Consider the following 13,861-nt stretch of genomic DNA (forward strand, 5'->3'; position numbering starts at 1 on the left):
GGAGAGAATGTTACGCGGCTGATACGCGGCGTATACATTACGCTTTCAAAAGTGTTAAGGTTCTGTTACACGAATCCTAAAAAGACATTTAGCCATGAAAAAAATGAAGCATAACAACATAGGCTTTGCCTTATGCTGTTATGCTTCACAACCTTATTTAAACTTTCTGCTTACACGCCGCTGAATGCGCTGAAGCCGCCGTCAATGGGGAGCAGTGCGCCTGTGACGAAGCTGGCGGCATCGCTGCACAGGAACTGTACGGCGCCGTTCAGCTCGTTGATGTCGCCGAAACGTTTCATCGGAGTCTTTGCCAATACTTTCTTGCTGCGGTCGGTCAGTGAGCCGTCGGGGTTGATGAGTACGGCGCGGTTCTGGTCGCCGATGAAGAAACCGGGAGCAATGGCGTTGACGCGGATGCCGTCTCCATATTTCAGAGCCAGTTCGCTTGCCAGCCATTGGGTGAAGTTGGCAACGGCTGTTTTGGCTGCCGAGTAACCCGGAACGCGCGTAATGGCGCTGTAAGCAGCCATGGAAGATACGTTGACAATGCATCCTTTACCCTGTTTTGCCATGACCTTGCTGAATACCAAAGACGGATAAACGGTTCCGTTCATGTTCAGGTTGGTTACTTTCTCCCAGCAGGAGATGTCCATGTCATAGAAGTGCTGGTCGGGAGCCAATGTTGCGCCCGGCATGTTTCCACCGGCAATGTTGAGCAGGATGTCGATGCGTCCCCACTTTGCCACAATGTCGTCGGCAAGTTTCTCAAGGCTGGCGATGTCCAGCACGTTACCCACAATGCCGATTACGTCCTCGCCGTATGTCTTCAACTCTTCTACACGCTTGTCCAGCTGTTCCTGACGGATGTCCACTGCCACAACCTTGGCGCCTTGTTGCATAAAACATTTGGCAATGCTGCCACCCAAAACACCACCTGCACCGGTGATGACTGCCACTTTACCTGCAATACTGAATTGTTCGTTCATAATCTTTTTTCTTTTTTTTATTTAGAGTTTTATCCTTTCATTTCATCCTGTACCACTGCCATCATTCCTTCCACCTGTGCCAGTGCCAGCATGCGGCCATGGAATGAGTAGCCGGGGTTGTATCCCTTGTTCTCGTCGCCCAGCATCATCCGTCCATGGTCTACGCGCATCGGCAGGGCCGGGTTTTCTTTCTCGAAGATGCGGATGAGGTCGATGAGATGTCCGCGTCCTGACAGGTGTGAGCTTTCTATGAAGTTTCCGCCCGGCATGGCTGCGGTGCTGCGCAGATGCACGAAGTGGGTGCGCGATGCAAACTTCCGGGCAAGTTCACGAGTGTCGTTGTGCTCCCCTGCACTGAGCGAGCCGGCACAGAAAGTCAGTCCGTTGTGTGGATTGTCCACCGCATTCAGGAACCAGGCGATGTCCTCTTCGTTGGTGACGATGCGCGGCAGCCCTAATACTTGGAAAGGAGGATCATCGGGATGTACGCACATGTTCACTCCGTATTCCTCGCACACCGGCATGATTGCGGCAAGGAAATACCGCATGTTTTCGCGGAGTGCGTCGCGGTCTATGCCTTTGTACAGGGCCAGCAGGTTCTTGAAGATGTTCACCGGGTTCTTGTCGCCCTCTTTGATGTTGCCGTTGACGAATCCCTGTGTCTTTACGATAATCGTGTCGATGAGGCTTTCCTTCTCGGCTTCGGTAATGGTTTTGTCCAGTTCCTCCACTTTGGCGAGCTCTTCCGGGGAATAGTCTTTTTCCGCTCCTTCACGTTGGAGGATGCGGAGGTCGAAATAGGCAAAACGCACCCGGTCGAAGTAGAGCGATGAGGTACCGTCCGCCCATGGATGCTGCAAGTCCGTACGTATCCAGTCGATGACGGGCATGAAGTTGTAGCATACGGTCTTGACGCCGCATTTACCTAGATTGGCGAGACTGACTTTATAGTTTTCTATCAACTTGTCGCGTTCCGGTCCGGCATATTTAATGGCTTCGCATACGGGCAGGCTCTCTACAACCGACCAGCGCAGGCCGTAGGACTCAATGTATTGCTTCAAATCATTGATTGCCTCTTCTGTCCATATTTCGCCGTTGGGCACATCGTGCAAGGCGGTAACGATACCTTCCACACCGATTTGCCGCAGCATGTCAAGCGTTATTTTGTCTTTCTTGCCAAACCATCTCCAAGTCTTTTCCATACTTCTTTTTGTATTAATGATTTAAAATGATTATTTATTGCAAATATAGGCACTAAAACACTTCGCTCATGAATGGATATTTGCAGGATGTTTGCAGATATTTGCATGTATCGGAAGAAAAATGTTACGGTTGCTTCTACGGGGAGGCGAGCAGATATTTGCACACGTAATGGGAGCCTGTTTCAGTCGTAATGGGAGTGTGTTTCAATCGTAATGAGAGCCGGGTTCAGTCGTATAGAGAACATCGTTCCCTCGTAAATGGAAGTGGCGGGAGTATAAGTCCCATTATTGAAAATGATGGTGGGACATCAAGGTCGCTGATACTTAGCTATATGGAAAGCTCCGGTTTGGATAACTGATTATTATTCGTATCTTTGTTCTGCCGGCAGGGCGATGGATGCCGCAACCAACATCAAGCAGCGTTATGAGACAAATAATAAACGAACAGCTCCAGATATCGGAGTCCAATCCGATAAAAGCGCGTTACTACGACTACGACCGCTTCACCTATCCCTGGCACTTCCACAGCCAGTACGAGATTATCTATGTGAAGAAAGGCCGCGGCTGCTGCTTTGTAGGCGACTGCATAGAGCAGTTTGCCGACGGGGATGTGATATTGTTCGGCCCCAACCTGCCTCATTATATGCGGAGTGACGATGAATATCGGTGCGGCAATCCCATGCTACGTGTTCAGGGGACTATCGTTCAGTTCGAGGAGAATTTTATGCAATATTCTTTCGACCATTATCCGCAGTTTCACCAGATAAGGCTGCTGCTGGAGGAGTCTAAGCGGGGGGTGCTTCTCCATACCGCCGGTAGCGGTCCGGTGTGCGGCATGATGTCCGGCTTTCCCGGACTGAAAGGATTTGGACAGATAGCGGGATTGCTGGATTTGTTGCAGGAACTGTCTGTCTCCGTTCAGAGGAAGATGCTGGCAAGCCCTTTCTACTATGAGAAGTTTCCGGCAGTGGGAAACAAACGGATTGATAAAATCATTTCCTTTATCAACAGCAATTATACCCGATCACTCAAACTCGACGAGATTGCCGAAATGGCGAATATGAACAGCAGCGCTTTTTGCCGGTTCTTTAAGGAAGTGACGGAGAGGACTTTTTTGCAATATGTGACGGACATGCGCATAGGCTACGCGTGCAAATTGCTGACTATCGGTGATATGGAGGTTTCGCAAATAGCCGTAGAATGTGGCTTCGACTCTATCTCGCACTTCAACCGCACCTTTAAACAACTCACCAAGCTGACTCCCACGCAATACAGAAATCAGATAATGAAGTGATGCAATGCTGCATGCGGCAGTGCAGCAATATGAAAATAAATATCCCCTTTCACCCGTCCTCCTCCTATGGGCAGGAGGGCGCGGACGGTGAAAGGGGATGTTATAAAAGTTATTTTGCGGGAAAGCAACCGTTACATTCCGAATGAGAATTTGTCGATGGACTGGTATACCACACTGGCAATGCTCAGCGCCACGATGCCCAGCGTACAGATGGCAAGGCTGGCGCGTGTGTAATTGTCGCTGCGGAAAGTGGCGATAGGCTCATCGCTTTTGTTGATGTACATTGCCTTCACAATCTTCAGATAGTAGTAAAGTGACAGGATCGTGTTGATCAACGCAATGAATACCAGCAAGTGGAAACCGCTTTCGAACGCTGCCGCAAAGATGAAGAACTTCGAGAAGAAACCTGCAAACGGGGGGATACCTGCCAGAGAGAACAATGCCAGCGTCATCAGGAACGCCAGTTTGGGGTTGGTGGTGTACAGTCCGTTGTAATCTTCCAGCGTGAATTTATGGGAACGCAATGCCACAATCGTGATAACCGTAAAGACTGCAAGGTTGGCAAACAGGTAAATCAGTACGTAGTATACCAGCGAGGTCATGCCCAGCGATGTCCCGCTGATCACACCCAGCATGATGTATCCTGCCTGTGAGATACTGGAGAACGCCATCAGTCGCTTCAGGTTTTCCTGACGAAGCGCAAAGAGGTTGGCGAGCGTAATGGAGGCGATGATCACCCAGTAAAGCACTTCCTGCCATTGCACCACCATGGGCGCGAACACCTTGTAAAGGATTGTCATCAGCACGAATGCCGCCGATCCTTTGGAGATGACGCTCAGGTAAGCGGTTACCGTACTTGGAGCACCCTCGTAAACGTCTGCCGTCCACAGGTGGAAAGGTACCAGCGAAATCTTGAAACCCATGCCGGAGAAGAAGAATACGAATGCCATAATCTGCAACGGGTTCCCGTCCAGATGTGCCGGGATGTCGGCAAAGTAGAGCGTGCCTACCGAACCGTATATCAGTGAAATGCCATAAAGCAGCAAACCACTGGAGAACAGGGCGGTAAGGATGTATTTGGCGCCTGCCTCGGCAGAATGGTGGCGGTATTTGTCGAAGGCCACCAAAGCAGCCATCGGGATGCTTGCCGTTTCCAGTCCGATGAAGAACATCAGGAAGTGTCCTGCGGAAATCATAAAGTACATGCCCAGCAGTGTGGAGAGGGTCAGTATGTAGAACTCGCCTTGCTTGATTGCCGTATCGGGAAGACGCATCCACTCGTGTGCCATAAGGAATACGATGAGCGTACCTACACTGAGGATGGACTTGACGATGCTCTGTATGGGCTGGTTGTGGTACATCCCGCCGAAAGCGTCAGCCGCCGGACCGGGGACAATGGTTATAAGCGTATGGATAATGAGCAGAGCAACGGGCAGCATAGTGTTCAACATTGGCTTGCCGTCATTCTTGTGCGCATCCGGACTCATGAAGAGGTCGGCTATGAACAGGATAACGATGACCGCTATCAGCGACAGCTCTTCTTTCATTAAAAGAAATTGGGAGTAATCCATGTTATTTAGTGATGAATTGATTAATGATTAATAATTAGCGATTGGTAACTGGTGATTCATGATTCGGCACTTCATTACTTCATCACTAAATTGTTGACTATCGGCAGAACGCTGTCTCCAATCATGTTGCTCATCCACAGCGGGGCAAGACCGAGTCCGGCTACGCAGGCGATGAGGATGATTACAGCGGTACGCTCGTCCCAAGTGGCATCGCTCAGTGTCAGATGGTGCTTGTCGGTGCAAGTGCCGTAGAGGATCTTGCCCACAAGACGCAGGATGTAGACTGCGGTGATTACGATGCTCGTACAGGCTATGACGGTCCATACGCGGTGGAATGTATCGGGATGTTGGAACGCACCGTTGAAGATAGTCATTTCGGCAATGAAACCGCTGAGGCCCGGCAAACCGAGGTTGGCAAGACCGGCAATGACGTAGGATACTGCAAGGAAAGGCATTATCTTCATCAGCCCGTTAAGCTCGCGTACGTCACGTGTGTGTGTACGTCCGTAAATCATACCGATGAGTGCAAAGAATAAGGCGGTCATCAATCCATGCGAAAGCATCTGCAGTACGGCGCCGGTGCAGGCGGTACGGTTCATCATCAGAATGGCGAAAAGTACCAGGCCGCAGTGCGATACGGAAGAGTAGGCATTGATGTATTTCAAGTCGGTCTGTACGCAGGCGGAGAATGCACCATACACTACGGAGATGCCCGTCAGCACGAGGAATATCCATCCGAGTTCCTGTGCGGCCTCAGGCATCAGATACATGGCGATGCGGAAGCATCCGTAACCTCCCAGCTTCATCAGTACGCCTGCATGCAGCATGGAAACGGCAGTCGGTGCGGATGCGTGACCGTCGGGGCTCCATGTGTGGAACGGGAACAGGGCTCCCAATACGCCGAAACCGAGGAAGGTAAGCGGAAACCAGATTCGTTGCTGCTCAATAGGGATATTGTGCAGTTGGGCTATCTCCAGCAGGTTCATGGTGGTGCCGCCGCTGCCGAAGTAGATGCCCAGAATACCGATGAGCAGGAAAGCGGAACCACCCATCAGCATCAATGTCAGCTTCATGGCGGCATATTCCTTGCGCCCCGAACCCCATACGCCGATCAGCAGATACATCGGTATGAGGGCCACCTCATAGAACATGAACATGGTGAACAGGTCGGTGGAGATGAAGAAGCCGAATACACCCATTGACAACAGGGTGAACCACAGGAAATATTCTTTGGTCAGCGGTTGCAGACGCCAGGAAGCGAATGTTCCGGTGAAAACGATGATTGCCGAGAGCAGCAGCATGGCCACCGAGATGCCGTCTACGCCTACGGAATAGTGAATGTTCAGTGCCGGATACCATGCCGCGTCAGCGCGGAACAGCATTTCATCCGTAGCGCCGCCATGACGGGCTTGCAGATAGGCGACAGTCAGTCCGACAGCGGCAATGAGCAATGCCGAAGCACCGGTCACCATCACCGCACGTATCTGTGCTATGCTGCGGCTGAGCCAAAGTCCCAGCAGCATCAGCAAGGGGATGAGTACGAATATGGATAAGAAATTCATCTTTATAATTATTGTATTAATTGTTATTGTTCTATTGGTTGATAAACCGATATCAACTTATGTTTCTCGTTTACAGCAACAGCAGCAGTATCAGTGCAAGTGTGCCCAGCAGGAATACGAATGTGTATTGCTGGATGCGTCCGCTTTGCAAGCCTCGTATCTCGTCGCTGGTGGCGTTAGCGCCCCAGGCAAGGAAATCGAAGAAGCCATCCACCACATGGCGGTCCCACCAGGCTATCGGGCGGCTGATACAACCGAAGATGATGCGGTGGGTGATGAACTGGTAGATTTCATCGAGGTAGAAGCGGTGATAGGCAGCTGTCCATAAACCGTTGAAGCGGCGGGCAAGCGCATTGGCAACCTGCTGTTTCCCGCTTTTGTACATATAAGTGGCCAAAGCTATGGAGATGACGGCAATGGCAATGCTTGTGCCTGCCACACCCCAGTCCAGATGAATGGTATAGGCTTCACCGTTTGAGCTGACGAAGTGTCCGAAAGGAATGAAGCCGGCAACTATCGTAACCAGAGCAAGGAACATTAGCGGGACGGTCATTGTCAACGGGCTTTCGTGAGGAGTGTGGTGAGCGTTGTGTGATGAGTGCTCATCATTGGCTGCTGACCGTTTGTCACTCCAGAAGATGCCGTAGTAGAGGCGGAACATATAGAATGCAGTCATTGCGGCAATCACTGTCATTATCCAACCCATGACGGGGCTGAACCGGAAACAGGCTGTCAGTATCTCGTCCTTGGAGAAGAACCCGGAGAGCGGTGGAATACCGGCGATGGCCAGACAGGCTATCAGGAAAGTGATATGCGTAACCGGCATGTACTTGCGCAATCCGCCCATAGCAGACATCTCGTTGCTGTGCACCGCATGGATGATGCTGCCTGCGCCAAGGAACAGCAGGGCCTTGAACATGGCATGTGTAAACAAATGGAACATGCCTGCCATATAACCCAGTCCGCCTTCGTGGGGATTCAGGGAGGTGCATACGCCGAGTGCCACCATCATAAAGCCTATCTGTGAGATAGTGGAGAAGGCAAGCACACGCTTGATGTCGCTTTGCACGCAAGCTACACTGGCGGCATAGAATGCGGTGAATGCGCCCACATAAGCAACGAGGTGCAGCACCTGAGGCGCATAGTCTATGAAGAGCGGGAACATACGTGCCACCAGATACACGCCTGCAACCACCATTGTGGCGGCGTGGATCAGTGCGCTGACGGGAGTAGGACCTTCCATTGCATCGGGCAGCCAGATGTGCAACGGGAACATGGCGCTCTTTCCGGCTCCGCCGATGAACATCAGTCCCAGTGCCAGCGGAATCATGGTAGCGCCGCCTTTCAGCAGTGCCATTTCATCGGGCTGGAAAGTATAGGTTCCGGCATAGTAGCCGTAGACCAGAATACCGATCAGGAAGCCCAAATCGGCAAAACGGGTAACGATGAATGCCTTTTTGCTGGCGGCTATGGCTGCCGGTTTGGTATAGTAGAAACCAATCAGCAGGTAGGAAGACACGCCCACCAGTTCCCAAAACAGATACATCTGGAAGATGTTCGTAGCCACCACGAGTCCGAGCATGGACATGGTGAAAAGCGAAAGAAAGGCATAATAACGTTGAAAACCGCGCTCACCTTTCATGTAGCCGAAGGAGTAGAGGTGTACCATGAATGAAACGGTACTTATGACAATCAGCATCATCACCGAAATGGGGTCGAGCAAGATTCCCAGGTCAATGCTGAGTGAAGGCGTGAACGGCAGCCATGTACAGTTATAAGGCATCAGTGTGGCGTATGTGCCGTCTGCCAGCCGGGGAGCAGTGAAATACTGTATTGCGGTGAGGTAGGAGAGCACCGTCACCACACCCAACACGCCCGTACCGATACTTCCGGCGGTACGGTGTGACATCCATTTACCGCCCAATCCCAAAACAAGGAAAGAGAGTAAGGGAAGAAGAAGGATTAGAATCGTATATTCCATATTTATTACCATTTGAGTTCATCCAGTTTGTTCACCTGGATAGAGCGTATGTTACGATAGATATTAATCATGATAGCAATAGCTACTGCTGTTTCGGCTGCCGAAATGGCAATGGAGAACAGTGAGAAGAAGTAACCTTCCAGTCCGCCGGGAAACAGAAAACGGTTGAATACTGCGAAGTTGATGTCGGTAGCGTTCAGTATCAACTCAATCGAAATTAATATCGCCAATGTGTTGCGACGGGTAAAGAACCCGTAAATGCCGGCGAAAAACATGATAGCCGAGACTATCAGGTAATATTCCATGTGTATCATAATTCTTATCTTTTACGTGCGATTAATAATCCGCCTACGATACATGCCAGCAGCAGGATGCTGACAGCTTCGAAAGGCAACAGGTAACCATATTTGTCGCCGCTCAGCATGTGATGCCCGATAGTCTTGATGTTGACCTCAAGAGGCACCACGTCGGTGGTGGCGATAAACTTATGTTTCAGGGTTATGAATACTACTATAATGGCTCCGCCTATGGTAGCGCCCAGCCCGGCAAGGAACTTGCTGCGTTTCAGCTTTCCCGCGATGTCGCCTTCACCGCTGGTGAGCAGGATGGAGAAGACGTAGAGGACGACGATACCGCCTGCGTACACCATAATCTGTACAGAGCCGAGGAATGTATATCCCAACAGGAAATAGATGCCTGCCGTACCGAAAAGAACGAACAGCAGGTAAGTGGCCGAGCGTACCATGCGTCTGGTAGTTACCGTCAGTATGGAAAATACGGTAATGAAAGCCGCAAGGAAGTAGAATACTATTGTTTCAAGATTGAATTCCATGTTTTTGATTACTAATTATGAATGACTAATTACTTCGCTACTTCAGCTTGGGGAGCGGCGGATTTCTTCTTCTCTTCTACGTGACTGCCCGGATGATTCAGCGTCAGCACCAGTTTGCTACGGTCGAATACTGCATGCTCAAAATTCTGGTCGAATGTAATGGCATCATGCGGACAGGCATTGACGCAGAGCTGGCAGAATATGCACGAACCGAGGTCGTACTCATATTTCGCCAATATCTTCTTTTTCTTACCGTCTTCCGTCTCTATGGTTTCACTCGTCACTTTGATGGTGTCGTTGGGACAAGCCATTTGGCACAGGCCGCAAGCTACGCAATGATGCTCGTTCTGCTCGTTGTGGGGCATCGTCAGCGTACCCCTGAAGCGTTCGGAGAGTTTCAGTGTCTTCCGGTTCTCCGGATATTGTTCGGTGGTCTTCTTCCGGCAGAAAACGGTCATAGTGGTTTTCATGCCCGTCAGCAGGGAGCTGACACCGTTTATGAGGCCGCCTATATAAGAGTTATGTTCTTTATTATCTTTCATTATTTTATTGTTTTAGATTTATCCGAATGGGAACTTTGTTCCGATGCAACGTCGGCGTCGGTTAAAAGTGTAGTCCGAATACGACAATCAACACCATCAATATCAGGTTTACCATGGAGATAGGTACCAGGTATTTCCATTCAAGATTCAGGATCTGATCGATACGCAGACGCGGGAATGTCCATTTAATCCACATCAGCAGGAACACTACGAAAAATGCTTTGCCGAAGAACCATACAAATCCCGGAATGTAATCCATTACTGCATTGAAACCGTCCAGACCGACGATGTGCAGCGGCATCCAGCCTCCCAGAAAAATAGTGGCTGCAACACTGGCAACGATGAACAGGTTCAGGTATTCTGCCAGATAGAAGAAGCCGAATCCCATACCGGAGTACTCCGTATGATAACCGGCTGTCAGCTCACTTTCTGCTTCCGGCAAGTCGAACGGGCCGCGGTTGGTTTCAGCATTGCCTGCAATCAGATAAATAACAAACGCTATCACTGCCGGAATATGTCCTTTGAAGATGAACCATCCGTCAGCTTGTCCGGCTACGATTTCGGAGAACTGCATCGTACCCATTAAAACAACCATTGTCAGAATGCTCAGTCCGCACGAAAGTTCATAGCTGATGATTTGTGCACCGCTTCGCATGGCTCCGATAAGTGAGAACTTATTGTTGGAACTCCAACCGGCAAGCAGGATACCTACCACGCCGATGCTTGAAGCTGCAAGCAGGAAGAAGACACCTACGTTAAAGTCCAGAACTTCCAGCCCTTTGCTGATGGGCAGACAGGCGAATGTCAGGAATGAAGCGATGATAACCATGAATGGCGCCAGGTTATAGAGAAGCCTGTCGGAGAATTTCAGGTCAATGATTTCTTTGGTCAGCATCTTGATAACGTCGCAGGGCACTTGGAGCAGTCCCCACTTTCCTACACGCATCGGACCGAGGCGGCACTGGAAGAAAGCGCATATCTTACGCTCCATGTAAATCAGAATAATGGCAAGCACCGCATACATAAGGATGATGCATACGCCTATCACTACACATTCGAGGAACACCGCCAGACCTTCCGGCATAAAGGAGGTCAGCATCTGGTGAATCCAATTGGTTACTATACTAAAGTCAAACACGTTATTTAGTTATTAGTTGTTAGTGATTAGCGACTAACAGGTTGCACTGTCAATACTGCAAGGGGTTAATCACTAATCGTTAATCATTAATCAATTAATTTACCTGTCAATATCCGGTACTACATAGTCCAGTGTTCCACCGATAGCGATAAGGTCGGCAATCTTTGCACCGCGACAAATTGTGTCTACGGTAGATACCAATGGAAGCCCCGTACTGCGGAAATGCAAGCGGTAGGGCATTTTGTCGCCATGGCTTTCGAGGAATACCCCGAATTCACCGCGGCTGCCTTCTACGGCGGCATAGTAGTTGCCTTCCGGCACGCGGATAATCGGTTTCATCTTTTCCTGATAGTTGCCTTCGGGGATGTTGTCTATCAACTGTTCGATGATATTCAGGCTTTCCATGATTTCATCCATGCGGATGAGATAGCGTGCCCAGGAATCACCTTCGGTGCGGATAACTTCTTTAAAGTCCACCTTGCTATACATGCTGTAAGGCATACGCTTACGCACATCGCAAGCCCAACCGCTGGCACGACCTGTGCCTCCGGTGGCGCCGAAGGCTATGGCATCTTCACGAGACAGTACCCCTACGCCTTTCAGACGTTGTTGCGCAATGATGTTTCCCGTAAATACATCGTGGTATTCATGCAGGATGCCGCGCAGGTAAGGAATGAATTCTTTTACCTTTTTCTGGAAGTCGGGAGCAATGTCGGCTTGTACGCCGCCAATTGTGTTATAGTTCATGATGAGGCGTCCGCCGCAGGTTCCTTCAAAGATGTCCAGAATCTTCTCGCGATCGCGAAAACCGTAGAAGAAAGCGGTCAGTGCGCCGAGGTCCATTGCCAGGCAGGAGTAGAAAAGCAAGTGTGAATCGATGCGTTGCAATTCGTCCATGATTGTGCGGATGTACTGCACGCGTTCGCTGACTTCTATACCCATTGCTTGTTCGATGCACATGCATAGGGCATGGCGGTTTTGGTGGGCGCCCAGATAGTCCAAACGGTCGGTTAGAGCCAGTGTTTGCGGGTATGTCAGGCTCTCGCACATCTTTTCGATGCCCCGGTGGATATAGCCGCAGTTGGCATCGATTTTTTCGATGATTTCACCTTCCAGTGACACGCGGAAACGCATTACACCATGGGTTGCAGGATGCTGCGGACCGATATTTACTACATATTCATCATCACCGAAGAGTAGCGATTCTTTGTTCTTTACGGTTCCATCCGGATTCAGCTCCAGTTCGGTGGTTGTATCGACTGTCTCCTCATTATCCATACGCAGAGGGTTTTGTGCTTCAGGATCATCGTCCTTACGCATCGGATAGCCTACCCAATCATTGCGCAGATAAAGACGTCGCATATCGGGATGACCGATGAAAACCACCCCATAGAAATCGAATACTTCACGTTCCAGGAAGTCGGCGGCTTTCCATATGTCGCACACTGAAGGCAGTTCGGGATGTTCCCTGTCGAGGGTGGCGGTGCGAACTGCCATCCGTTTGCCGGTGGCAGTAGATTCCAGCTGATAAACAACGCCAAGGCCTCGTGGAGTGTCGGGAGTATCTTTAGCTGTGTCCGGCTCACCCCAGTCCATGCCTGTAAGGCATTCAAGGAAGTCCATCTGCTCTTCTTGCCGTAGGCGCAGCATCTCGTCATGCAAGGCTGCGGGATTTATATATTTTATTTCCATACTTAACTTATATAATGTCTGGAGTTTAGCAATTAAGGATTATTGATTTATAGACTTATTTATTGATATTTGTACCGTTCTAATCACTAATTTCTAATCGCTAATCACTAATCACAAGTTCTTCTCTTCTTTTCGGTTTACTCCGCCAAAATATTTTTCGATTTTCACTTTGCGTTGCAACTGCATCATTCCGTAGTAGAATGCTTCGGGTCGGGGAGGGCATCCCGGAATATATACGTCTACCGGCAGGATCTTATCCACTCCATTGACAACGTGGTAAGACTTCTTGAACGGACCGCCACTGACTGCGCAGCCACCTACGGCTATCACATACTTAGGGTCGGCCATCTGGTCGTACAGACGTTTCAGCACCGGGGCCATTTTGTTTGTGATTGTTCCACACACCATGATCATGTCTGCCTGACGCGGACTGGCGCGGGCTACTTCAAACCCGAAGCGTGCCATATCATAGCGGGCTGCACCGAGGGCCATAAATTCGATACCGCAACAACTTGTTGCAAACGTAAGCGGCCACAGTGAGTTACTGCGTCCCCAATTAACGAAATCGTCCAGTACGCCGAGGGCCACGTTGGCACCTCCTGCATTAAGTTCCCGAACCAATTTCTCCAACGTTTCATTGTCTGTAAACTCCTCATAAGGGATAGATTTTATGTTGGGTTTCTTCGTTACTTCCATTCCAAAGCTCCTTTCCTCCAGGCATAAGCAAGACCCAGAATTAATATAATAAGGAAAAATAAAATACTGAAAAGCCCGGCTACTCCAAGCTCCCTTGTAATGACTGCCCAAGGGAACAGGAAAACCGTCTCCACCTCGAACATCAGAAACAGGATGGCAAACAGGTAGTAACCCACCCGGAACTGCATCCATGATTTACCGCGGGTGGGAATACCACATTCGTACGGCTCCATTTTCTGCGCATTGTACGAACGGGGCGCTATCGCATTAGACAGCGCGATGACGATACCCACGAAAGCAATTGCCGTCAACAGGACGACTACTAACAAAGTAAAGTTCATAAATCTGATAAGATTTTAGATGTA

13 protein-coding genes are annotated in these 13,861 nt (G+C 49.9%); 1 reads left to right on the plus strand and 12 read right to left on the minus strand.

Going from position 1 to position 13,861, the window contains the following annotated elements; all coding sequences use genetic code 11:
• Window positions 1-170 precede the first annotated feature (170 nt).
• Together NQ546_RS05900 and uxuA are read right to left on the minus strand one after the other, a co-directional pair.
• Window positions 171-986: an SDR family oxidoreductase gene (locus NQ546_RS05900; RefSeq protein WP_004289114.1), complete on the minus strand. Its 816-nt coding sequence runs from the start codon at window positions 984-986 to the stop codon at window positions 171-173.
• A 29-nt stretch (window positions 987-1,015) separates the two neighbouring features.
• On the minus strand, window positions 1,016-2,188 hold the full coding sequence (gene uxuA / locus NQ546_RS05905) for a mannonate dehydratase (RefSeq protein ID WP_004289115.1): 1,173 nt from the start codon (window positions 2,186-2,188) through the stop codon (window positions 1,016-1,018).
• Window positions 2,189-2,612: 424 nt separating this feature from the next.
• Here uxuA and NQ546_RS05910 point away from each other — a divergent pair, with 424 nt between their 5' ends.
• Window positions 2,613-3,482 carry an AraC family transcriptional regulator gene (locus tag NQ546_RS05910; RefSeq protein WP_004293768.1) on the plus strand — a complete coding sequence of 290 codons (870 nt, stop codon included), beginning with the start codon at window positions 2,613-2,615 and terminating at the stop codon, window positions 3,480-3,482.
• Window positions 3,483-3,613: 131 nt separating this feature from the next.
• Here the strand turns inward: NQ546_RS05910 and NQ546_RS05915 are convergent, their stop codons facing one another.
• From NQ546_RS05915 to NQ546_RS05960, 10 genes are all read right to left on the minus strand, one after another.
• Window positions 3,614-5,053, minus strand: a complete 1,440-nt coding sequence (locus NQ546_RS05915) for an NADH-quinone oxidoreductase subunit N (RefSeq protein WP_004289120.1) — start codon at window positions 5,051-5,053, stop codon at window positions 3,614-3,616.
• Between the two features lie 74 nt (window positions 5,054-5,127).
• A complete protein-coding gene (locus NQ546_RS05920) occupies window positions 5,128-6,615 on the minus strand; it encodes a complex I subunit 4 family protein (protein WP_004289121.1) in 1,488 nt (495 codons plus the stop codon).
• Window positions 6,616-6,685: 70 nt separating this feature from the next.
• A complete protein-coding gene (gene nuoL / locus NQ546_RS05925) occupies window positions 6,686-8,596 on the minus strand; it encodes an NADH-quinone oxidoreductase subunit L (protein ID WP_039953194.1) in 1,911 nt (636 codons plus the stop codon).
• Between the two features lie 5 nt (window positions 8,597-8,601).
• Window positions 8,602-8,910 (minus strand): NADH-quinone oxidoreductase subunit NuoK, encoded by a 309-nt coding sequence (nuoK, locus tag NQ546_RS05930; protein WP_004289123.1) that lies wholly within the window; start codon window positions 8,908-8,910, stop codon window positions 8,602-8,604.
• 5 nt (window positions 8,911-8,915) lie between these two features.
• Entirely contained in the window at window positions 8,916-9,428 is a 513-nt protein-coding gene (locus NQ546_RS05935; protein WP_004289124.1) for an NADH-quinone oxidoreductase subunit J family protein, read from the minus strand.
• A 29-nt stretch (window positions 9,429-9,457) separates the two neighbouring features.
• Entirely contained in the window at window positions 9,458-9,970 is a 513-nt protein-coding gene (locus NQ546_RS05940) for a 4Fe-4S binding protein (RefSeq protein ID WP_004289125.1), read from the minus strand.
• Window positions 9,971-10,031: 61 nt separating this feature from the next.
• On the minus strand, window positions 10,032-11,108 hold the full coding sequence (gene nuoH, locus NQ546_RS05945; protein ID WP_004293776.1) for an NADH-quinone oxidoreductase subunit NuoH: 1,077 nt from the start codon (window positions 11,106-11,108) through the stop codon (window positions 10,032-10,034).
• A 99-nt stretch (window positions 11,109-11,207) separates the two neighbouring features.
• Complete coding sequence (locus NQ546_RS05950) at window positions 11,208-12,800, minus strand: NADH-quinone oxidoreductase subunit D (protein WP_004289127.1); 1,593 nt, start codon at window positions 12,798-12,800, stop codon at window positions 11,208-11,210.
• Between the two features lie 111 nt (window positions 12,801-12,911).
• Complete coding sequence (locus NQ546_RS05955; protein ID WP_004289128.1) at window positions 12,912-13,496, minus strand: NADH-quinone oxidoreductase subunit B; 585 nt, start codon at window positions 13,494-13,496, stop codon at window positions 12,912-12,914.
• Window positions 13,487-13,837, minus strand: a complete 351-nt coding sequence (locus NQ546_RS05960) for an NADH-quinone oxidoreductase subunit A (RefSeq protein ID WP_004289129.1) — start codon at window positions 13,835-13,837, stop codon at window positions 13,487-13,489. The genes NQ546_RS05955 and NQ546_RS05960 overlap by 10 nt, the downstream gene beginning before the upstream one ends.
• Window positions 13,838-13,861 lie beyond the last annotated feature (24 nt).

The organism is Bacteroides eggerthii, assembly GCF_025146565.1.
Classification (GTDB): domain Bacteria; phylum Bacteroidota; class Bacteroidia; order Bacteroidales; family Bacteroidaceae; genus Bacteroides; species Bacteroides eggerthii.